Genomic DNA, 22,245 nt, shown 5'->3' with positions numbered 1-22,245 from the left:
CATTCATAATGGCTGGTACCTCATCTGCAGGGTCGTCCCGGCAGATGAGGACATCAGCTCAACAATCTTTACGGGTTAGTTTTTGTGAATTAAAAATTCGAAAGGTCTTGCTTTGCGGTTCTTCAACAGGTTCTCTTTGTCCGTTTTAGTATGCGCAAAACGTTGATTATACACGTTGGCTACCTCTATGATAGGTATAATGCCGTCCAGTGTATCATGCTGATCTACAATGTTCATGATGCGGGATACCTGAGATGAAAAATTTGTGCTCCACTCTTCAGTAAACTTGTGCATCAGTAACAGCTCACGATTGGCGTTGGTTTTCATAGGACTTAAGGGTGTTTACGGATTTGTAAATTTAGTTCATTCAGCATCTTACATTCTTAAAATTCACTTTATTGGAAGAAGTAAGTGGCATAGGATTATTAATAACAAAATTGGATTTTATCTGTCATAAAGCAATACTACTTCTGTGTAATTTTTAGTCGGGTAATACTAATTTCTCTTCAAAACGATACTAAAAGAGCAAGTACACGTGTACTTGCTCCTAATTACTCAAAATAAAACGTGTATACGTTAGCGGAAAACTTTTTTTTCCGGTTTATTTGGCTGTTTTTCAAGCAAAAAAGAACTAAATCCATTTTTGCTGATGCAGATATTCAGCTATCTGAACGGCGTTAGTAGCAGCTCCCTTACGCAGGTTATCTGCAACTATCCACATATTCAATGTTTTAGGCTGCGTTTCATCCCTTCTGATACGGCCAACGAACACTTCATCCTTTTCATGTGCATCTTTTGGCATCGGATATTTCGCGTTTGCAGGATCATCTACAACTATTACTCCTGCTGTATTTTCAAGGATATTACGTATGTCCTTCAGTTCGAACTCTTTATCAAAAGCAATGTTTACAGATTCACTATGACCACCTATAACAGGGATCCTTACAGTGGTTGCTGTAACACGAATAGTGTCATCACCCATAATCTTTGTTGTCTCCTTCACCATCTTCATTTCTTCCTTCGTATAACCGTTATCGAGGAAAACGTCAATCTGTGGTATAACATTTAAATCGATAGGATGAGCATAAGCCATCTCTCCGTTTATACCTTTCCGTTCATTCATCAACTGATCCACCGCTTTTACACCGGTTCCAGTTACCGATTGATAAGTTGATACAACTACCCTATTGATTTTGTATTGCTGATGTAATGGATTCAACACCAACACCATTTGAATAGTAGAACAATTTGGATTGGCAATAATCTTATCTTCCGGCGTTAATGTTTTACCATTAATTTCAGGTACTACCAGTTTTTTGGTAGGATCCATTCTCCAGGCAGATGAATTATCAATTACTGTAATACCTGCAGCTGCAAATTTTGGTGCCCACTCCAGGGAAGTACTTCCCCCGGCAGAAAATAAAGCAACATCCGGTTTCATGGAAATAGCCGTATCTGCATTTACTACCTTATAAGGCTTTCCCTTAAATGTTACTTCCTTACCAACAGACTTCTCAGAAGCGACGGGAATCAATTCTGTAACCGGAAAATTCCTTTCCGTCAACACTTGTAACATTTTGGTGCCTACCAGTCCGGTAGCCCCTACTACGGCAACTTTCATTGTATTTACATTTTAAATTTTTGGAAATGCAAATTTACTACAACGAATGCGGTTTTCAATGCAGTGCACAGAATCATAGAAATTCACTAATTTCAGGTCTTTCCCAACCCAAATTTTTAAAAAATGCGATTTTCCATTGTTTGTGCCAGCCTGCTCCTGCAGGTGGTTAGTTCATATGCTCAGATTCAGGAGCATTTTAGTTATCCGCATATAGACTCTGCTACTGTCTGGAAAGGCACAGATAGCGCCTGGCAGCTACAGGCAGGCCGTTTACAAAGCCATTCCCGGAAGGCCAGCAGCAGCTTTTATCTTTCCACCCCTTCCTCCCTGGCCAGGAACTGTAGCTGGGAATGGTGGATGCGGCTGGATTTTAATACATCTTCCCTCAATTATGTGGATGTATATCTAACGGCTAATATTGCTGAGCTTACATCGGCCAGTATAAAGGGTTACTTTGTACGTATCGGTAATACTAAAGATGAGGTATGCCTGTACCGGAAAGGGGCCGCCACTAACCCTGTGATGATCATTGACGGCAGGGACGGGCTTACAGATCACTCATCAAGTTTGCTGAAAGTAAAAGTGGTCTGTAATGGAGAAAATGAATGGTCTTTATGGACAGATGAAAGTGGTACCGGTAAAAAGTATGTGTTGGAAGGGACTGTGAAGGATACTGCTTTAGCAACTTCCGGTTACATGGGATTTGCTGTCAGGCAATCTACAGCCTCTTTCTTTGAAAAGCATTTCCTTGATGATGTAGAAATAGCTTCCCTGGTAAGGGATACGATTAAAGATACCGTTGCTCCCCGGTTCCAGTCATTACAATTGATTGGCGATAGAGAGCTTAATATCTGTTTCTCTGAGCCGCTGGACAACAATACTCTTTCTCAGGAGGGTCATTTCCTTATAACGGGCACTGGTGGACATCTTTCCCGTATCTGGCAGGATAGCAGTGCCCTCAATTGTGTAAAACTGCTTTGGGATAGTGCCTTCCCTAATGGTGATAGTTGCCGGCTTCAGGTGAAAGGTGTCAGGGACATGGCTGGAAACATGATAACATCTTTCGATACGGCATTCCTTTATTATAAAGCGGATACTATATATGATCTTGTTATCAATGAAGTTTTATATGATCCGGCCAGCGGAGTACCAGAATTTGTTGAATTATATAATCGGGGAACCCAGCCGGTAAGTTTGGATAAGCTATACCTCACTAAAAGAAAATCAAACGGTGAAACAGATGCTCCCGCAATACTTAGTAAACAGGAAATATTATTATTTCCAGGTGGCTATGCTGCTTTTACAACAGACCCGGGATCATTATGTATACAATATAATTGTCAGCAGCCGGAACATATTTATAAGATGAGCCTTCCGGCGCTTATTAATAAAGAAGGAACGGTTGTGCTGTCAAAGGCTGATGGAAAGGTTGTTGATGAGTTTCACTATACTGACTCGATGCATTTTGCACTGGCAGACCATACTAAAGGAGTATCACTGGAACGGCTGGATGCCGGGCTACCCACCCAGGACCCGCAAAACTGGCATTCAGCGGCAGCTACGGCGGGTTTTGCTACTCCTGGTTTTGCCAACTCCCAGGGATTGCAGTTACCAGGAGTACCGGGGGAGCTCACGATCACTCCGGAAGTTTTCTCTCCTGACAATGACGGAACAGATGATGTTACTGTAATTCGATATGAACTACCTTCACCCGGTTATGTAGCTAATATTACCATTTATGATGCTGCGGGAAGGCCGGTACGGTACTTGCAGCATAATATTTTACTGGCAGTGAAGGGACAAATGATATGGGATGGATTAGGGGAAGCCAATAAGACGCTAACCACTGGTATATATATAGTTTTTATAGAAATGTTTAACCTCGAAGGACGGGTAAAACGCTGGAAACTGCCATTGGTGTTGGCAAAAAGGATGAACTAGTTGCTTTTGTCAAAAGATGTTGGTTGCCAGTGTCAATTAAAAATGATAAATTATTTAATTGGGTCATTTTGAATTAATTATCGAATAAGTGACCTTATCCCTCATTATAAGCTAATTCGGGCAAATCATCAATTTGTCGGATGAAAACGATTTTTTATATTTGCCTTCCTAAAAATTTGAACATGCAGTATAGAGAAATAGTTGCAGTAACCGGTTTGGGTGGTTTGTTTCAATTGATTGCCAGCAAACAGGATGGTGCTATCGTAAGATCTCTGGAAGACAAGAGCACCCGGTTTGTGAGCTCACGCGTCCATAATTTTACCCCGTTGGAAAGTATTGAAGTATTTACCACAGGCGAGAATGTGAATCTGTCAGAGGTTTTTAAAGCCATGCAGGATCAGGAAGCGAAAACAGCCCCGCTAGATGCCAAAGCTGATAATAATGCTGTCAAAACTTACTTCAAGAGTGTATTTCCTTCTTTCGATGAGGAGAGGGTATACGTTAGTGATATGAAGAAGATGGTAAAGTGGTATGTAGTTCTTAAAGCAAATGATTTGCTGAGATTTGATGAAGTAGCTGAAGAGGGGCTGGAAGCAGTAGCGGAAGTTGCTGAAGTAGGTGCACCTGAAGCCACTGGCGAAAAAGCAGCAAAGAAGGCAGCAAAACCTAAAAAAGCCGCGAAGGACGAAGAAGCTCCCGCAGCTGAAGGTGAAGCCGCAGCAGAGAAAGCTCCTAAGAAAGCAAAAGCTAAAAAGGAAGACGCTTCTGTAGCTGAAGAAGAGCCAAAGAAGAAAGTAGTTAAGAAGAAGAAAACAGAAGAATAGTAGCAGGATATTTAAATGTATATGCCTGATGCCTGACGCGATTTGCGTTGTGCATCAGGCATTTGCATTTAAACATGTCCGAAATAGCTGTAAAATACCCTTAAAACAGTGTTTTTAAATCGCTGGAAAGGCCCTGCCATGCTCATATACAGAGAGATAAAGCATATATAAAGCATATGTGAAGCATATATAAAGCATAAATGAAGCATACTTCTAAAGATATGCTTTGTATATGCTTAATACCCGCATTGTTTAAGTTTTATCTAACCTTTAAGGGGCTTATCAGGAAATGACCATAGGAGTTATTCACCCACCTTGGGATTTATCTGCATCTATCCGTAAAGGGTCACGTGCCCATAATTTTAACAACATATTATAGGAGAAAATGTGGAGGCAGACCCTTTTCATTCATCCTGATTGATTCATAATTTCTTATTTTAGTATAATGAAGACATTAGACGCAAATATTGAGAAACAGCCCCGGACCTTATTGCCGGAGAATTTTACAATCACTACCTGGGATGCCTTACAGCCTTATTTTGAGGAACTGCAGCAAAGACCGGTAGACAATGTAGCAGCGCTGGAACAATGGTTAAAAGATGTCAGTGAGCTTGAAGCTGTAATAAGTGAAGATGCCTGCTGGCGCCAGATCCGCATGACCTGCGATACCACGGATAAAGTACTGGAAGAAGCCTTCACCTACTTTTGTATGGAGATAGAGCCGAAACTGAGACCTTATTCAGATGCCCTGAATAAGAAACTGCTGGCCTCTGAATGGTTAAGGGATTTAGACCAGGAATTATATAATACCTACCTGCGTAGTGTCCGGAACCAGGTGAAATTATTCCGGGAAGAGAATGTTCCCCTGCAAGCGGAATTGAGTGTGATGTCTCAGCAATATGGTGCCATTGCAGGTAAAATGACTATCAGTGTAAACGGGCAGGAATACACTTTGCAGCAGGCTGCAAAATTCCTTGAAAGCAGCGATCGCGCATTAAGGGAAGAGGTGTTTGGTAAAAATGCTGCCCGCCGTTTGGAGGATAAAACTACTTTAGACAATCTTTATACTAAACTGGTTGAAAAAAGAGATCAGGTCGCAAAAAATGCAGGATTTGCAAATTATCGCGATTATAAGTTTGAAGAACTGAAACGCTTTGATTACACCAAAGAGGATTGTTTTCAGTTTCATGCCGCCATCAAAGAACATATTATCCCACTGGTAAAAACATTACAGGAAAAGCAACGCCAGAAACTGGGACTGGAAGTGCTGAAGCCCTGGGATACAGAAGCAGAACCTGCTGGTGTAAAACCACTGGAACCCTTCCATACAGGCGAAGAGCTGGTAAATAAGGCTATTGAAACCTTTGACAAACTAGGTCCCTTCTTTGGGAACTGCCTGCGTGTAATGCAGCAAATGGGTCGCCTGGATCTGGATAGCCGGAAAGGGAAAGCGCCCGGTGGTTACAATTGTCCGCTGGCTGAAACAGGTGTTCCATTCATTTTCATGAATGCTGCGGGGCAAATGAAAGACCTTACAACCATGGTACACGAAGGTGGTCATGCGGTACATTCTTTTTTAAGTCATCACCTGCCACTGAGTGCATTTAAGGAATACCCGATGGAAATAGCAGAAGTGGCCAGTATGAGTATGGAGCTGTTCACAATGGACCACTGGGACATTTATTTCAAGGATGCAGAAGAATTGCGCAGGGCCAAATTGCAACAACTGGAACGTTCCATCTCTATATTCCCATGGATTGCAACCATAGATAAATTCCAGCATTGGGTATATGAGCATCCGCAACATACGGTAGAAGAACGCACTACTAACTGGGTAAACATCCTGAATGATTTCTCTACTTCTGTAGTGGATTGGACCGGATGGGAAAACTATCGTGCTATCAGTTGGCAACGGCAGTTACACCTGTTTGAAGTTCCATTCTATTATATAGAATACGGGATTGCACAATTAGGTGCTATTGCTATGTGGAAGCAGTATAAAGAGAATAAACAACAGGCCCTCGATAATTATGTGAAAGCATTGAGTCTGGGAAGTACACGTACTTTGCCAGAGTTGTATGCGGCCGCTGGTATCAGATTTGACTTCTCACCGGCATACGTAAAAGAACTGGCTACTTTTGTTCAGCAGGAAATTGATAAGATCAGCTAACATATTTAATTGTGATGCCAGCTAAAAAAGGTACTTCGGTTTATTTTTTTTAGCTGAGGTCAACTACTTTAAAGGAAACATTTTCTTTAACGTAGTTATAAACGCGAAAATATTCTTTAAAAAGCAAAAGCTCCGTACGGAGCTTTTGCTTTTTAAAGAATAACATTATTTACACTGTTTACAGACCCCGCTTACCACAACATCTATATTGTGTGCTGCATATCCTTTTGGCAGATGTATTTCCGGAATATTGGTATCATCAAGGCAGATCGTATTGCCACACTCCTCACATTTGAAATGAATGTGATGATCGTGATGATCATGTTCTGAACAATCTGATTTGCAGAGTGCGTAACGTATAGAAGTGTCTGTAGTAGGAATGCTATGAATGATTCCCTTATCCAGGAAAGTTTGTAATGTGCGATAAACGGTTACCCTGTCAAAACTATGACCGGCCAATTTCTCAAAACTGCTATGTTCCAGTGCGCCATTGCTGTCCATGAACAGTTCCAGTATTTTCACACGCGTATCGGTTATGCTGAGATTACTGGCTCTGAGCATATCTGTAATACTTGCTTTAGTTTTGTTGCCCATGATGCTTATATGCTGATATTATTATTTTACTATTCTTTAAGCAGGCGATCAATATCGGAAATTAGTTTATCGATATCAGGTTGCTTGGTGCCTTCATACAATCCTCTTACACGTCCTTCTCCATCCACTAGTGCAAACCATTGGGTATGTACAAAATCTTCATCACCACTATAGGTACCATCATCTACCAGGTATCCCTGCCGAGCAAGGCTGTATAATTCTTTCTTCGTACCTGTCAGGAACCACCAGTTTTTCGGATCGGCTCCATGTAAAGCAGCATATTTCTTCAATACAGGTACACTGTCATTTTCAGGATCTACAGTATGTGATAAGATGCGGAAATCTGGCACATTTTTGTAAATGGCATATACTTTCTGCATGTTGGCATTCATTTTAGGACAAATACCTGTACACGTGGTGAAAAAATATTCTGCCACATAAATTTTCCCTTTTACATCATTATTGGTAATTGTACGTCCTTCCTGGTTTATGAAAGAGAATCCGCCAATGAAGTGCCCGTTGGTTCCCAGCACAGGCAATTTTTCTTTGCCGAAAAAAGTACCCTGTTCTGATTTAATAACATATCCCGAGTAGCCAAGGAAGGCTATACCCAATAACACAAAGAAAACTATATAGAAAACGATCTTTTTAGACATATCGCCAATCATTAATTCTTTACAAAGGTAGTACACAATTAGCTAATTATATTTATGCATCAATGTTGCATAAATGTGTATATTTGTAGGGAACTCCACAATTATGGGGAGTTCTTCATCAACTCAACATTGTTTCTACAAAAGATAATTATTAGCCTGTATTCACTTTCCAGTAGTAGAAAAGTAACATTATATTTAGGCTTGACTAAAAAATAATTATTGATTAATGAAATAATGAAAATACATTCGCAAAAAAGATATTTAAATGAACGATACTTCTACTCTAGTCCGGAGGTCGATACCGGGCTTCTGTATAATCGGCTTTCTATTCTTCTTTTCAGGAAAGGTGTTTGGTCAACAGGGTGTAATCCGCGGAAAAATCACTGCTGCCGGACAGCCGGTTGAATTTGCCAACGTCTTTATTGTTAAGCGTACTAATGAAGCCACTTCCAATGCATCCGGAGAATTTATTATTAAGGATGTCTCTGCTGGTACATATGAGCTGACGGTGTTCATGTTGGGCTACCAGACGGAGCATGTGAAGGCAACTATTGCTCCCGGACAAACGCTGACACTGAACTTTAGCCTGAAAGAAGATCTGTCCAGGCTGAACGAGGTAGTCGTTACAGGCGTATCCCGTGCCACTGTGGTGCGGAAAAATCCTATCCCCATTGCAACTATCGGGAAAAGGGAGATGAACATGAATGTGAATAACAATATTATAGATGCGATCATAAAAGGTATTCCAGGTGTTAGCGCCGTGACTACGGGGCCAAATATTTCGAAACCGTTTATACGGGGACTGGGCTATAACCGGGTATTGACGCTGTATGACGGGGTAAGACAGGAAGGTCAGCAATGGGGAGATGAACATGGCATTGAAGTGGATCAATATGGTATCGGCCGGGCAGAAGTGGTGAAAGGGCCCGCCAGCCTTACTTATGGATCAGATGCATTGGCGGGAGTAATTAATATGATCCCTGATATTCCTGTAGGTGAGGAAGGGAAAATAAAAGGAAGTTTCCTGGTAGATTATCATACTAATAATGGTATGGCGGCTTCTTCCATCGGATTATCCTACCGGAAGAATGACTGGAAATATGCATTCAGGGCTTCCGGGAAAATGGCGCATAATTATCGTAATAAGGTAGACGGACTGGTATATGGTACTGCTTTCAGGGAATATAACCTTTCCGCTATGGCACGTGTGGATAAGTCATGGGGCTATACACAATGGGGCGCTACCATGTATGATAATGAACAGGAAATACCAGATGGCAGCAGGGATTCTTTAACCCGCAAGTTTACACGACAAATATATGAAGCGGCAGAAGATGATCTGAAGAATCGCCCCATTGTACCAGATAATTTATTAAACTCATACACCATCAATCCTTTACATCAGCATATACAACATTACAGGGTATACAACCACAGCCGGTTCAAGATGGGCGAAGGAGAAATAAATACCACCTTAGGTTTTCAGCAGAGCATCAGGCAGGAATATAATCATCCTACCGTTCCTGCGCAGCCCGGACTGGATGTAGTATTGAATACCATTAATTATGATGTTCGTTATAACTTTCCTGTATGGCAGGGAATTGAAACGACCATTGGAGTGAATGGTATGTACCAGGTAAATAAAAGTAAAAATGCTACAGATTTCCCCATCCCAGACTATAACCTGTTTGATATAGGCGGCTTTTTCTTTGCAAAGAAATCTTTCGGTAAAGTGGATATTTCCGGGGGATTGAGATATGACAACCGGCATATCCACTGGGATGATTTTTATGTAGGGCCTAATGCGTCCAATGGTTTTGAGAAGAAGGTTTTGCTACCTGATACAGCGGGAGCACACTTACAGTTCCCTTCATTTACTCATCAATACAGCGGGATATCAGGGAGTGCAGGTGTGACTTATAATATTAGTGAGCGGGTATTGCTGAAGGCAAATGTTGCCAGAGGATACCGTGCACCTAATATAACTGAGATCGGTTCTAATGGTCTTGATCCGGGAGCGCATATTGTTTATCTGGGTAACCGCAACTTTAAGCCGGAGTTTAGTTTGCAGGAAGATATTGGTTTCCTTGCTTATCTGAAAGACCTGGATATCAGTGTAGAACTGTTCAATAACCAGATAGAAAATTACATTTACCAATCGTTGTTGTATGATAATAATGGACAGCCAGTGGTAATTGTTCCAGGGAATGCCACTTATAAATATCAGCAATCAAAAGCACAGTTGTATGGAGCGGAAGTAAGTATTAATCTGCATCCGCGTAGTATTAAATGGTTAACGCTGAATAATAGTGTGGCTTATACTGAAGGGCTTAATAAAAATGATGCATTGATAAAAAAGAATGGGGATGAAGCCCGTTATCTGCCATTCATTCCACCATTGCATATACGTTCGGAATTGCGGGCTGTGTTGAATGGAAGTTATGGGATCTTCTCAAAGATATATGGAAGAGCGGAAGTGGATGCACTTGCTGATCAATCGCATTTTTACGGAGTGGATCATACTGAAACCTTTACACCGGGGTATACTTTATTCAATCTGGGAGCCGGTACAACGCTTACCGGTAAAGAAGGTAAAACTATTTGTGAGTTATTCCTGCAGCTGGATAATGTGTTTAACACAGCCTACCAGGCGAATATGAACAGGTTAAAATACTTTGAATATTATGCGGCATCGCCGAACGGGCGTTCCGGTATTTATAATATCGGAAGGAACTTTAGTGTGAAAGCAATAGTACCATTTTGACGCATACATAGATTAGGGTAAACAGTGCTGCGTCTTATGGCGCGGCACTACATTTTAAAGCCAATTTTGATTCCCAGCTGTAAAGTGGGCAGAATACTTACCAGCTTTCCGTCATTAGCCTGCACAGTTCCGTTATTCATACCAAAGTTCTGATAACGGTAAACTTTGGTCCGTATTCCAATACCAATAAATGGATCGAGTACTAATTTGTCTTTCTGAATCTGTCTCCCCAACAGTAATTGCAGTCCGTAAACACTCTTATCTCCAGATTCATTGTATTTAGTATTGTTAAGAGTCACTTCTTCATTTGGATAAAATACTTTTTTGTAGAAGAGCATTGGTTGAAAGTAGGTTCCTACAGCGTGGAATAATCCATCTTTTGGAGGAAACAGGTACCAGCGAAGGCCAGCGCGTAGGCCAAGGCCCCGTGCATCTACAAACTGTTCTGTACTGATATCCGGTTTTTTCTGACCAATGTCTATTTTCTTTGCAAAAACGTAATCGGGATAATCAGTATAGATACCACTTATTCCCAGCTCCAGGCTCAGTTTCTGGGTAAGTTCCTGTTGAACGTAAATGTCCAGTTCATTAATAAGGGTGGTTGGATTTACCTTGATGAAAGTGGACGGGCGGAAAGATGTTTTATCCTGGGCAAAAGTTGCCAGTCCGCTAATAACCAGAAGAGATGTAACAAGCAGTGGCTTTTTCATACAATTGTCTGCAATTTAACTGTAAGGATTTTGCTTGTGAGGAAATTGTTTTAAGAGCTTATAACTCATTATTGTAGCTAAAAACTTGTCCCTTTTCAGGTCAATAATCGTTCCACAATTACCGGGTACCACTGGTGTTCCAGCATAAGGACTTTAGCTGCAAGGCTTTCCGGAGTATCTTCCGGAGTGATGATACAACGCTCCTGTAGAATAGGTGCGCCATCATCATATTTTTCATTCACATAATGAATAGTAATACCACTCTCTTTATCCCCGGCACTAATCACAGCTTCATGAACGAAGTGACCGTACATACCTTTGCCTCCGTATTTAGGAAGTAAAGCTGGATGGATATTCACAATATGATCAGGAAATGCATGTACAAGGTTGGCCGGTATTTTCCAGAGGAATCCAGCCAGCACGACCATATCAATAGCCGCCTCTTGCAATAACTTTATATAATGGTCACTATGGAAGAACAGTTCTTTTTCTATTAATATAGAAGGGATCGCTTCGCGTTCAGCAATCTGTAATACACCAGCTCCGGGTTTATTACAAACGATTAATGTAACCCGCGCTTTGTCTGAGTTTCTGAAATGGTCGATGATTTTTTGTGCATTACTCCCTGTACCCGAAGCGAAAATGGCTATATTTTTCAAAGTGTTTATTATTGACAAGAGGCGAAATTAACCATAACGGTCTAGATTTTGACCACTATGGACAAAATTAGACCATAGATGATATAGGAGAGATAAATATTGTGTTATGTTTTATCCTAAAAGGTGAAATTTCTGTTAATATCCCACCACAGCGACAGCATTCTGAACATTACGGGTAGCTACAGGTTATTTAGACAATATGGAAGACTTCAGAAGCAGCTGATTTTTATTAAAAACACATCATATATGTATTAATAACAAAAACTCATTACTGAATGGATGTGTTTACATGACATTTATCATGTTTTTTTTCATACAGAATATATTGATGGTTATGTGTTTCCCCGCATTCTATATAGGTAAAAGGATTGAGGGAAGCAAGTAAGAAATTTTTATAATTGTTGATAAATTGTCAACATTGTGTCTTATTTTTGTGAGCACTTTTAAGAAACTTAAGGTCAAATCTAAACTAAATAGGCTGTGTATCGTCGTGTTTCCATTCGTATGCGTAAGCATTTTGTGAGTGTTCTTGTCCTATGCGTGGGTATGATTGCATCCTTCTCCGCGAGGGCCGCAGCAGATCCTTCAAAAGGCAAAACATTATTTCAGCAGAATTGCGCATCCTGCCATAATGTACATAAGAAACTTACTGGTCCCGCTCTTGCAGGTGTGGAAGAACGTTGGGTTGATAAGAAATTATTACACCAATGGATCCATAATTCTGCTTCGGTATTAGCCTCTGGTGACGCGTATGCAAATGCGTTGTTCAATGAGTATAATAAGACCCCAATGACTCAGTTCCCTGCTCTTTCTGACGGGGATATTGATGATATATTGGCTTACATCGGTAAAGAAGCTACAGCAGTTGCTGCTGGTCCTGCAACTCCTGCAGCTGGTGGAGCAACTACTGGTACTGCTGAAGAAGAAGGTGGCAACGGTTTACTGTTTGGTATCATTACCCTGATCCTGGCCGTTGTAGCGCTGATTCTGATGCAGATCAACAGTAACCTGAACAAGCTTGCTGCTGATAAAGAAGGTATCGCTACTCCTGAACCTGTTCCTTTCTACAAGAACAAGGCTTACATCGCACTGGCAATATTATTGTTGTTCATCGTTGGCGGTTACTTCACTATAAATGGAGCGATCGGTCTGGGACGTCAGAAGGACTATATGCCAGAGCAACCAATCTTCTATTCTCACAAAGTTCACGCAGGTATCAACCAGATCAACTGTCTGTATTGCCACGCTGGTGCTGAGAAGAGTAAGCATGCGATGATTCCTTCTGAGAATATCTGTATGAACTGTCACAAAGTGATCAATGAATACAGTGGTCCTACATTGTACACTGCAGAGGGTAAGAAGGTGAACGGTACTGCTGAGATCCAGAAATTATACGATCATGTAGGATGGGATGTAACAGCCAAGGAATATACCAAACCTGGTAAACCTATTGAGTGGACAAGGATTCACAACCTGCCGGACCACGTTTACTTCAATCACTCTCAACACGTAGTAGCTGGTAAACAGCAATGTCAGACTTGTCACGGCGCCATTACAGAAATGGACGAAGTACATCAGTTTGCTGAGCTGTCAATGGGATGGTGCGTTAACTGTCACCGTACTACTAAAGTGCAGTTTGCAGACAATAAATACTACAGCATTTTTGAGAAGTTCCACGAACAGGTGAAGAACCATGAAATAGACAGTGTTACTGTTGAAATGGTTGGTGGTACTGAATGTCAGAAATGTCACTATTAATATATAGATGAGGGATAAGATGGAAGGAAGCTACTTGCATCATACTTCATTGTACAAATTATAATCCGTAACTCGTTAGTATAAATAACATGGAGCAAAAAAAGTATTGGAAAGGCTTGGAGGAGTTGCACAATACCAAGGAACATCAGGAGACTGTGAATAACGAATTTAGAGAGGATCTACCTTTTGAGGAGAGTGAAGGCCTGCTGAATGCTACTACCCCTCGCCGGGATTTCCTTAAATACCTGGGGTTCACTACAGCGGCAGCTACTATTGCCGCCAGTTGTGAAACGCCTGTTAGAAAAGCTATACCTTATGTAAATAAGCCGGAAGAAATTACTCCCGGTGTACCAAACTATTACGCTTCCACATATGCTGTAGACGGAGAATACGTTCCATTGGTTGTTAAGACCCGTGAAGGACGTCCCATCAAATTAGATGGTAATGATCTGTCTTCCGTAACAGGTGGTGCTTCATCTGCAAGAGTACAGGCAGCTGTATTAGGTTTGTATGATGCTGCGCGTTTACGTTACCCTACTATTAAGGGAACAGAAACAACCTGGGCTGAACTTGACAAACAGGTTGGTTCTGCACTGGCCGGTTTAGGTGGTGCTCCCATTGTATTACTGACTTCTACTATTATCAGTCCTTCTACCAAGAAAGTGATTGCCGGCTTCCAGGCCAAATACCCAGGCTTCCGCCACGTAACTTATGATGCGGTATCTTATTCCGGTCTGTTACTGGCTAACGAAGCATCTTACGGAAAAAGAACTTTACCAGCTTACCACTTTGAAAATGCAAAAGTGATTGTAAGTCTTGGTGCAGACTTCCTGGGAACCTGGATCAACCCAACAGAATATTCCAAACAATATGGTACTAACCGTAAGATCGATGAGAAGAAGCCGGAAATGAGCAAACATTTCCACTTCGAGAGCATGATGAGCTTAACGGGTGCCAATGCGGATGAAAGATATACACACAAACCTTCTGAAACCGGTGCTGTTGCACTGGCTCTGCTTAATGCACTGGGTGGTGCTGTAAGTGCACCTGCTATTGCAGACAAGCGTTTGGCAGAAGGTATCAAAAAAGCTGCCGAGGCTTTAAAAGCTAACCAGGGCAAAGCACTGGTAGTGAGTGGCTCAAATGATGTAAATGTACAGATCATTGTAAATGCTATTAACAACCTGACCGGTGCTAATGGTACTACTATTGACTGGGCATCTACTGCTAACTACCGTCAGGGTATTGATAGTGATATGGTGCAGCTGGTGAAAGACCTTAACTCCGGTGCCGTTGGTGCTGTGATGTTATATGGTGTGAATCCTGCTTATGATTACTATGATGCAAAGAGTTTTGCAGAAGGTATCAAAAAAGCAAAGCTCAGTGTTACTTTCAATGACCGTGTAGACGAAACTTCTGAATTGTGCAAATATGCGGCTCCTGCGCATCACTTCCTGGAAAGCTGGGGAGATGCTGAAGGCCGGACCGGATATTACAGCTTTATACAGCCTACCATTGCACCGTTGTTCAAAACACGTGCATTTGAAAGCACCTTACTGGCATGGAGTGGTAATGCTACTTCATGGGAAGATTTCCTGAAAGAAGAATGGCTCACCAAATTGGGTGGTCAGGAAGCATGGGATAAAGTGTTACAGGATGGCGTGGTAGAACCTGCTACCCCTGCAGCATTGGGCGGTGCTACTTTCAGCGGTGATGTAAACGCAGCTGCTGCGAAAATTAATAGTGCTAAGAAAGGTGGTAAGTATGAACTGGTGCTGTACGAAAAGATAGCTATCGGTAACGGTAAGGAAGCCAACAACCCTTGGTTGCAGGAAATGCCTGATCCAATCACCCGTTCTACCTGGGACAACTACGCTGTTATCTCAAACACACTGGCTAAGAGTTCTTTCGGCACCGAGCTGGGTGATGATTATGAGATCAACGCAGAAAAGAAAGTACTGAAAATAAAAACTGGTGGTAAGGAAATTTCCCTGCCGCTGCTGATTCTTCCTGGTATTCATCCTGAAGTAATCGCCATTGCAGTTGGTTACGGTCGTAACATGAATGCAGGTAAAGCAGCTGGTGGAGTAGGTAAAAACGCTTATCCACTGGTAAGTTTCAATGGTCAGACCTTCGATTACTTTGCTACTGATGCAGTACCTGAAGCTACCGGCGATACATATGAAATCGGTGTAACACAAACACATAACAGCTACGAAGGTCGTCCTATCGTAAAAGAAACCACCCTGGAAGAGTTCATCAAGAACCCTAAGGAAGTGAATGAAGACCGTGAGGAATTCAAACAATACGGTGCTGATTTCCGCAAAGATGGTACGCTGTATCCTGATGTACATCACTACCCTGGTATCAAATGGGGTATGTCTATAGATCTGAACACCTGTTTTGGTTGTGGTGCTTGTACCATTGCCTGCCAGGCTGAAAATAACGTATCTGTAGTAGGTAAAGAGCAGGTAATCAAGGCACACGAAATGCACTGGATCCGTATCGACCGTTATTTCAGCGGTGACGAGAACAATCCGGAAGTAGTATTCCAACCTATGCTGTGTCAGCATTGTGATAACGCTCCATGTGAGAACGTTTGTCCGGTAGCTGCTACCAACCACAGTTCTGAAGGTATTAACCAGATGGCTTATAACCGTTGTATTGGTACACGTTATTGCGCCAACAACTGTCCTTTCAAAGTACGTCGCTTTAACTGGAGAGACTGGAATGGTGCTGACAGCTTTGAAAACAATCTGTATGATGTAGCAGGTATGAACGACAGCCTTACCCGTATGGTACTGAACCCTGATGTGGTAGTACGTAGCCGCGGTGTAATGGAAAAATGTTCTTTCTGCGTACAGCGTTTACAGGATGCTAAGCTGACTGCAAAGAAAGCTGGTCGTCCGCTGAAAGATGGTGAAGCAAAAACTGCCTGTCAAACGGCTTGTTCTGCAGATGCTATCGTATTCGGTAACGTGAACGATAAAGAAAGCCGCATCTCCAAAATACGTAACGAAGAACAGACTGACAGGATGTACTACGTACTGGAGCAACTGCATGTGTTACCTTCTATCAACTACCTGGCTAAGATCAGAAACAAAGATGCAGCGCCAAAGGCAGAAGGTCATCATGAAGAAGCAGCAAAGCACGACGCATAAGGCAGAGTGTTTAACTGTAAGAAAACGAAAGATTAACAGAGAGATAAAGTTTTAGTCTAGAACAATTAAAGCTCCTTATTCTGCACAATAAGTGCAGGTTAGGGGTAAAAGCTTAATCAACTATGCATTTAAAGTACGAATCCACACTAAGAGAACCATTAGTTGATGGGGTGAAGAATTACCACCAGGTAACAGAGGACATCATCAGCCCCATTGAAGGGAAGCCAGGCAAATTGTGGTACATAGGCTTTTTTATTTCCTTATTACTGCTTGGGTTCGGAGCTTTTTCCGTTACCTGGGAGGTGTACTATGGTACAGGTGTGTGGAATTTGAATAAAACAATAGGTTGGGGTTGGGATATTACCAACTTCGTATGGTGGGTAGGTATCGGTCACGCTGGTACATTGATCTCTGCGATCCTCCTGCTGTTCCGTCAGGGATGGCGTACCGGGGTTAACCGTGCGGCAGAAGCCATGACCATTTTTGCGGTTATGTGTGCCGGACAGTTTCCAATCTTCCACATGGGTCGTGTATGGATGGCGTTCTTTGTATTGCCTTATCCGAATACCCGCGGTCCTTTATGGGTAAACTTTAACTCGCCCCTGCTCTGGGACGTGTTTGCGATCTCTACTTACTTCACAGTATCTCTGCTGTTCTGGTATTCCGGTTTAATTCCTGACTTCGCCACTGTGCGTGACAGAGCTAAAACCAAACTGCGCAAGTTATTATATGGTGTAGCTTCTTTCGGCTGGACTGGTTCTGCAAAGCACTGGCAACGTCATGAAGCACTGTCATTAGTACTGGCAGGTTTATCTACTCCACTGGTACTCTCTGTACATACAATTGTATCTTTTGACTTTGCTACCTCTGTAATTCCCGGATGGCATACAACGATCTTCCCTCCCTACTTCGTAGCGGGTGCGATCTTCTCCGGTTTTGCGATGGTACAAACACTGCTGATCATTGTACGTAAAGTATTACATCTTGAAGAATACATTACCCTGGGCCACATGGAGGCAATGAACAAGGTAATTGTACTCACTGGTTCTGTAGTAGGTTGCGCTTACCTGACTGAGTTATTCATGGCATGGTACGCTGCTGTTCCTTACGAATTTGATACTTTCTATAAATACCGTGCTGCCGGTCCGCTGGGTTGGTCTTACTGGATCATGATGACCTGTAACGTAATCACTCCGCAGGTATTCTGGTTCCGCAAAATGAGAAGGAATGTACTGGTAACTTTCGTAATGTCTATCATTGTGAATATCGGTATGTGGTTTGAGCGTTTTGTAATCATCTGTACTTCATTGTACCGTGACTATCTGCCATCAAGCTGGGGTTATTATCGTCCATCCTGGCCAGAAGTAGGTTTCTACATGGGTACTTTCGGATTATTCTTTACCTGCTTCTTCCTGTTTGCAAAATACTTCCCTGTTATTGCAGTAGCGGAAATCAAGTTTGTACTGAAAACTTCCGGTCAGAACTACAAAAAGGATATGGAGAAGTTTGAGCAGCAGTCTGCAGAGGTGTTTGAAGCGGGATTACATCATGATGACGATCATCACCATGATCCGCATGTAGCTCCGGTACATCACTCATAATAAGGCGGAAGCATTATTTATATAGAGGAATCAGGAATTTGTTTTTTAGAATAAGAATTTTTTAAACATATGGCGGTTAAAAATTTTGTTGTAGCAAGTTTTGATGATGAGGCGGTATTGTTTCCGGCTGTGAAAAAAGTACGGACTGCGGGCTACAAAATTCATGATGTATATACACCATTTCCGGTGCATGGTCTTGATCAGGCAATGGGTTTGCGGGAAACAAGCCTGCACACCGCCGGCTTTGTATATGGTATTACAGGTACAACAACAGCATTGTCCTGCATGAGCTGGATCTTTACATCAGACTGGCCTATGAATATTGGTGGTAAACCACATTTTCCATTACCGGCATTCATACCTATCACATTTGAGCTGACTGTATTGTTTGCAGCTGTTGGGATGGTACTGACTTTCTGTTACCTGTGTCAACTGGCTCCAGGTGTGAAAAAGCACATTTTTCACGCACGTCAGACAGATGATCTGTTTGTAATGGCGATTGAAGTAACTGCCAAAACAAATGCAGCTGAACTGAAAAAGTTCCTCACTAGCATTGGTGGTCTGGAGGTAAATGAACAGCGTGTAGAAGCAGGATGGTGGTATGGTCGTTTCGACCGCGAAGACCGCCTGTTCGACAACAAGCAGCCTGAGCCTGTAAACGCATAATCATAGATTTTAAAAGCTTCCTGTTATACAGGAGGTGCACATAGAACATAAGCTTGAATTATAATATACAGATGAAAAGGACTTCCAACATATTGATCGCAGCTGCTTTGGTAAGTGGAGCTTTGGTATCGGCATGCAACAGGGGAGAGAATAACAGAAATCCCGGCAGACATTACATGCCGGATATGTTTGAATCCCGTGCATACGAGTTCTATAGCGAGCGCGTGTCTACACTGAAACCAGTAGAAGGCACGGTTAAGAGAGGAGAGTTGCTGCCTTACCATCTGAAAGCGGCAGATACCGCCCTGGCTAATGCAGTTAAAAACCCGCTCACTCTTACAAAAGTGGACCTGGAGGAAGGGAAACGTTTATTCAATATTTATTGCGCCGTTTGTCACGGTTCAAAGCTGGATGGTAATGGTCCGTTGTACAAAGATGGTACTGGCCCTTACGTAGCAGCACCTGCTAACCTTGCAAGTGGCCCTAAAGCCAGCTATACTGAAGGCAGACTGTTCCATGTAATGACCTATGGTATTAACGTTATGGGTAGTTACGCCAGTCAGCTGGACAGGGAACAACGCTGGAAGATTGCTGCTTATATCCGCAGTGTACAGAATGGTGGTGCTAATGCCTCCGCTCCTGCTGCAGGCAGTGATTCAACTAAAGTGGCTGTAGAAGCACCTGTTGCTGTTGCGAAAGATAGCGCACAGGCTAAATAATGAGTAAAATAGCATTCAATCAAGTATTTTAATATACAGTAATGAAGGACCAATTTGTTGTACCGGCAAGACTAAAAACGACCAGCTTCGTGTTAATGGGGATTGGCTTGCTGACTTTGTTGATCGGATTATTCGCATTTCAGGGAGAGCAAGGCTCTACACGTTTCTGGGCTGGTCTCCTGCAGAACAGCACATTCTTTACGCTGATCGTATTAGCGAGCACATTCTTTATTGCTGCCACAACCCTGGCGCATGGTGGATGGCAGATCGGTTTCCGCCGCGTACCGGAAGCAATTTCAATGGCTGTTCCTGTATTGGGTGGTATCCTGTTCATCCTCCTGATGATCCTGGTATTTACCGGAAAAACAGATATTTATCATTGGCTGGATGCGGAGCATGTTAAACATGATCCCATTCTTAACTGGAAAGCTCCTTTCCTGAGTAAAGGATTCTTTACTACTGCTACTATTATAACAATAGGTCTTTGGAGTTTCTTCACCTGGAAACTTCGCAAGATGTCTATCGAAGAAGATAGCTGGGATCTGTCTGCAGCAACCGGCAAAAAGATTGTATGGAGAAACACCGTATGGACTGGTGGTTTCCTCGTAGTATTCGTATTGAGCGTTGGTTCAACTACTCCCTGGATGTGGCTGATGAGTATCGATGCACATTGGTATTCTACCATGTACAGCTGGTACACTTTTGCAAGTACCTGGGTTTCTGGTGCAGCACTGATTGCATTATTTGTGATCTACCTGAAACGTAACGGTTATCTGCCAATGGTAAACGAAGAGCATCTGCATGATCTCGGTAAGTTCTGTTTTGCATTTAGCATTTTCTGGACATACCTGTGGTTCTCTCAATATATGCTGATATGGTATGCAAATATGCCAGAGGAAATTGTTTATTTCAAACCACGTGTATGGGGTGAATGGAGACCAATCTTCTTCCTGAACCTTCTGATCAACTTTATTACACCGTTATTATTCCTGATGAAGCGTGATACCAAACGTAACTACTCTGCAATGGTATTTATTGCTGTTGTAATTATCTTCGGTCACTGGCTGGATTTCTGGCAGATGGTTGGACCTGGTACTTACCATCACCTGGTATTCCCTTGGTTTGAATTTGGAATCGGACTTGGTTTTGTGGGACTGATCATATTCCTGGTATCTAACAACCTTACCAAAGCGGCGTTAGTACCAAAGAATCACCCTTATCTGAAAGAAAGTATTGTACACCATACCTGATCATAAGCGAGGAACGGATATCCCGGTGTAAACAACCGGGAGTGATACAAGTAGAAAAGAAAAGCATTAGATAACTTAATTATTTCAAATAGCAATGTCAGGATATTTAGCAGTCTTAGTTGTTGTGCTCATATTCATAGTCATCTTCCAGATTGCGAAGGCGAGCGAATATGTGTCCATATTGAAGGGAGAAAAGAAGGCGCGTCAGCAGTCTAACCGTGTAAATGGTTTTCTGATGATCTCTTTCCTTGTGCTGGGCTTGATAGGTGTATACTACTGTAACGAATTACTGAGAGGTAAAATGGGTTCAGGAGCAGCATCAGAGCAGGGTGAAGGGATTGATAACATGATCATGTGGACCCTGATAATAACTGGTATCGTGTTCGTTATTACACAGATCCTTTTGTTTTGGTTCGCATTCAAATACCAGGAAAAAGAAGGGCAGAAGGCTTTCTACTTCCCACACAACAACAAACTGGAGTTGATCTGGACTGTAATACCTGCTATTGCACTTACAATCCTGGTTGCTATCGGTTTAAGACACTGGTTCCGCATTACATCAGAAGCTCCAAAGGATGCTATGATTGTGGAAATTACAGGTAAACAATTTAACTGGCTGATCCGTTACCCAGGTAAAGATGGCCAGCTGGGACGTAAATTCTTCAAAAATATCAATGAAGCTACTAATCCTGTAGGTCAGGATTGGGATGATCAACTGAATAAGGATGACTATATGGTGAATGAAATGCACCTGGTAGTAAACAAACCAGTGAAGCTGATCATCGGTTCCCGTGATGTTATCCATGATGTTGGTTTATCTCACTTCCGTATGAAGATGGATGCTGTTCCAGGGATCCCTACTACTTTATGGTTCACACCTAAGTATACTTCTGCAGAAATGAAGAAAAGGGAAGATAATCCTGATTTCGTCTATGAAATCTCTTGCGATCAGATGTGTGGTTCCGGTCACTATTCTATGAAAGCAAATATCATAGTGGAAACACAGGCAGAGTTTGATGCGTGGGCTGCTAAACAGAAAACACAATTTGGTCTTGCTCACGAAAGTGCAACGCCACCAGCAGCACCAGCTGCGGACAGCACTCAAAAAGCCGTGGCAGTTAATGTTGTGAAGCATTAAATTTGTAAATGGC

Annotated in this window: 17 protein-coding genes; 11 read left to right on the top strand and 6 right to left on the bottom strand. The window is 42.2% G+C overall.

Annotated features, from left to right (window positions below):
* Positions 1 to 75 precede the first annotated feature (75 nt).
* Together BM176_RS07625 and BM176_RS07620 are read right to left on the bottom strand one after the other, a co-directional pair.
* Positions 76 to 327: a hypothetical protein gene (locus tag BM176_RS07625; RefSeq protein ID WP_012788212.1), complete on the bottom strand. Its 252-nt coding sequence runs from the start codon at positions 325 to 327 to the stop codon at positions 76 to 78.
* 304 nt (positions 328 to 631) lie between these two features.
* The gene (locus BM176_RS07620; protein ID WP_090101216.1) at positions 632 to 1,621 is read right to left on the bottom strand and encodes an aspartate-semialdehyde dehydrogenase; all 990 of its coding nucleotides are present in this window, start codon (positions 1,619 to 1,621) and stop codon (positions 632 to 634) included.
* A gap of 123 nt (positions 1,622 to 1,744) precedes the next feature.
* Here BM176_RS07620 and BM176_RS07615 point away from each other — a divergent pair, with 123 nt between their 5' ends.
* From BM176_RS07615 to BM176_RS07605, 3 genes are all read left to right on the top strand, one after another.
* A complete protein-coding gene (locus BM176_RS07615; RefSeq protein ID WP_090101214.1) occupies positions 1,745 to 3,562 on the top strand; it encodes a lamin tail domain-containing protein in 1,818 nt (605 codons plus the stop codon).
* A gap of 182 nt (positions 3,563 to 3,744) precedes the next feature.
* Positions 3,745 to 4,386: a DUF5606 family protein gene (locus BM176_RS07610; protein WP_090101212.1), complete on the top strand. Its 642-nt coding sequence runs from the start codon at positions 3,745 to 3,747 to the stop codon at positions 4,384 to 4,386.
* A 445-nt stretch (positions 4,387 to 4,831) separates the two neighbouring features.
* Positions 4,832 to 6,556 (top strand): M3 family oligoendopeptidase, encoded by a 1,725-nt coding sequence (locus BM176_RS07605; RefSeq protein WP_090101210.1) that lies wholly within the window; start codon positions 4,832 to 4,834, stop codon positions 6,554 to 6,556.
* A 165-nt stretch (positions 6,557 to 6,721) separates the two neighbouring features.
* Here the strand turns inward: BM176_RS07605 and BM176_RS07600 are convergent, their stop codons facing one another.
* Both BM176_RS07600 and BM176_RS07595 read right to left on the bottom strand, forming a co-directional pair.
* On the bottom strand, positions 6,722 to 7,150 hold the full coding sequence (locus tag BM176_RS07600; protein ID WP_090101208.1) for a Fur family transcriptional regulator: 429 nt from the start codon (positions 7,148 to 7,150) through the stop codon (positions 6,722 to 6,724).
* A 29-nt stretch (positions 7,151 to 7,179) separates the two neighbouring features.
* The gene (locus BM176_RS07595; protein WP_090101743.1) at positions 7,180 to 7,806 is read right to left on the bottom strand and encodes an SCO family protein; all 627 of its coding nucleotides are present in this window, start codon (positions 7,804 to 7,806) and stop codon (positions 7,180 to 7,182) included.
* 265 nt (positions 7,807 to 8,071) lie between these two features.
* Between BM176_RS07595 and BM176_RS07590 the strand changes: the two genes are divergently transcribed.
* Positions 8,072 to 10,570 (top strand): TonB-dependent receptor, encoded by a 2,499-nt coding sequence (locus tag BM176_RS07590; RefSeq protein ID WP_090101206.1) that lies wholly within the window; start codon positions 8,072 to 8,074, stop codon positions 10,568 to 10,570.
* A 47-nt stretch (positions 10,571 to 10,617) separates the two neighbouring features.
* Here the strand turns inward: BM176_RS07590 and BM176_RS07585 are convergent, their stop codons facing one another.
* Both BM176_RS07585 and purN read right to left on the bottom strand, forming a co-directional pair.
* Positions 10,618 to 11,280, bottom strand: a complete 663-nt coding sequence (locus tag BM176_RS07585; RefSeq protein WP_090101204.1) for a hypothetical protein — start codon at positions 11,278 to 11,280, stop codon at positions 10,618 to 10,620.
* A 95-nt stretch (positions 11,281 to 11,375) separates the two neighbouring features.
* A complete protein-coding gene (gene purN, locus BM176_RS07580) occupies positions 11,376 to 11,939 on the bottom strand; it encodes a phosphoribosylglycinamide formyltransferase (protein WP_090101202.1) in 564 nt (187 codons plus the stop codon).
* 480 nt (positions 11,940 to 12,419) lie between these two features.
* Between purN and BM176_RS07575 the strand changes: the two genes are divergently transcribed.
* From BM176_RS07575 to BM176_RS07545, 7 genes are all read left to right on the top strand, one after another.
* Positions 12,420 to 13,697: a c-type cytochrome gene (locus BM176_RS07575; protein ID WP_255373463.1), complete on the top strand. Its 1,278-nt coding sequence runs from the start codon at positions 12,420 to 12,422 to the stop codon at positions 13,695 to 13,697.
* A gap of 89 nt (positions 13,698 to 13,786) precedes the next feature.
* On the top strand, positions 13,787 to 16,858 hold the full coding sequence (locus tag BM176_RS07570) for a TAT-variant-translocated molybdopterin oxidoreductase (protein WP_090101198.1): 3,072 nt from the start codon (positions 13,787 to 13,789) through the stop codon (positions 16,856 to 16,858).
* Positions 16,859 to 16,980: 122 nt separating this feature from the next.
* The gene (gene nrfD, locus BM176_RS07565) at positions 16,981 to 18,459 is read left to right on the top strand and encodes an NrfD/PsrC family molybdoenzyme membrane anchor subunit (RefSeq protein WP_090101197.1); all 1,479 of its coding nucleotides are present in this window, start codon (positions 16,981 to 16,983) and stop codon (positions 18,457 to 18,459) included.
* 69 nt (positions 18,460 to 18,528) lie between these two features.
* Positions 18,529 to 19,125, top strand: coding sequence for a DUF3341 domain-containing protein (locus BM176_RS07560; RefSeq protein WP_090101196.1), 597 nt, complete (start codon positions 18,529 to 18,531; stop codon positions 19,123 to 19,125).
* Between the two features lie 71 nt (positions 19,126 to 19,196).
* On the top strand, positions 19,197 to 19,844 hold the full coding sequence (locus BM176_RS07555; RefSeq protein WP_090101195.1) for a c-type cytochrome: 648 nt from the start codon (positions 19,197 to 19,199) through the stop codon (positions 19,842 to 19,844).
* Between the two features lie 41 nt (positions 19,845 to 19,885).
* The gene (locus BM176_RS07550) at positions 19,886 to 21,094 is read left to right on the top strand and encodes a quinol:cytochrome C oxidoreductase (protein WP_090101193.1); all 1,209 of its coding nucleotides are present in this window, start codon (positions 19,886 to 19,888) and stop codon (positions 21,092 to 21,094) included.
* Positions 21,095 to 21,188: 94 nt separating this feature from the next.
* Positions 21,189 to 22,232 (top strand): cytochrome c oxidase subunit II, encoded by a 1,044-nt coding sequence (locus BM176_RS07545; protein ID WP_090101182.1) that lies wholly within the window; start codon positions 21,189 to 21,191, stop codon positions 22,230 to 22,232.
* Positions 22,233 to 22,245 lie beyond the last annotated feature (13 nt).

It is taken from the genome of Chitinophaga sp. CF118 (assembly GCF_900112615.1).
Lineage (GTDB): Bacteria > Bacteroidota > Bacteroidia > Chitinophagales > Chitinophagaceae > Chitinophaga.
Note: the sequence above shows the minus strand (reverse complement) of the source record. Positions and strands in the feature narration are given on the sequence as shown.

Bases quoted from the DNA above. Each gene is read 5' to 3' on its own strand.
- BM176_RS07550 (WP_090101193.1), top strand. From the start codon at position 19,886: ATGAAGGACCAATTTGTTGTACCGGCAAGACTAAAAACGACCAGCTTC.
- BM176_RS07555 (WP_090101195.1), top strand. From the start codon at position 19,197: ATGAAAAGGACTTCCAACATATTGATCGCAGCTGCTTTGGTAAGTGGA.
- BM176_RS07595 (WP_090101743.1), bottom strand. From the start codon at position 7,806: ATGTCTAAAAAGATCGTTTTCTATATAGTTTTCTTTGTGTTATTGGGT.
- BM176_RS07600 (WP_090101208.1), bottom strand. From the start codon at position 7,150: ATGGGCAACAAAACTAAAGCAAGTATTACAGATATGCTCAGAGCCAGT.
- BM176_RS07585 (WP_090101204.1), bottom strand. From the start codon at position 11,280: ATGAAAAAGCCACTGCTTGTTACATCTCTTCTGGTTATTAGCGGACTG.
- BM176_RS07615 (WP_090101214.1), top strand. From the start codon at position 1,745: ATGCGATTTTCCATTGTTTGTGCCAGCCTGCTCCTGCAGGTGGTTAGT.
- BM176_RS07610 (WP_090101212.1), top strand. From the start codon at position 3,745: ATGCAGTATAGAGAAATAGTTGCAGTAACCGGTTTGGGTGGTTTGTTT.
- nrfD (WP_090101197.1), top strand. From the start codon at position 16,981: ATGCATTTAAAGTACGAATCCACACTAAGAGAACCATTAGTTGATGGG.
- BM176_RS07545 (WP_090101182.1), top strand. From the start codon at position 21,189: ATGTCAGGATATTTAGCAGTCTTAGTTGTTGTGCTCATATTCATAGTC.
- BM176_RS07620 (WP_090101216.1), bottom strand. From the start codon at position 1,621: ATGAAAGTTGCCGTAGTAGGGGCTACCGGACTGGTAGGCACCAAAATG.
- BM176_RS07605 (WP_090101210.1), top strand. From the start codon at position 4,832: ATGAAGACATTAGACGCAAATATTGAGAAACAGCCCCGGACCTTATTG.
- BM176_RS07560 (WP_090101196.1), top strand. From the start codon at position 18,529: ATGGCGGTTAAAAATTTTGTTGTAGCAAGTTTTGATGATGAGGCGGTA.
- BM176_RS07570 (WP_090101198.1), top strand. From the start codon at position 13,787: ATGGAGCAAAAAAAGTATTGGAAAGGCTTGGAGGAGTTGCACAATACC.
- BM176_RS07625 (WP_012788212.1), bottom strand. From the start codon at position 327: ATGAAAACCAACGCCAATCGTGAGCTGTTACTGATGCACAAGTTTACT.
- BM176_RS07590 (WP_090101206.1), top strand. From the start codon at position 8,072: ATGAACGATACTTCTACTCTAGTCCGGAGGTCGATACCGGGCTTCTGT.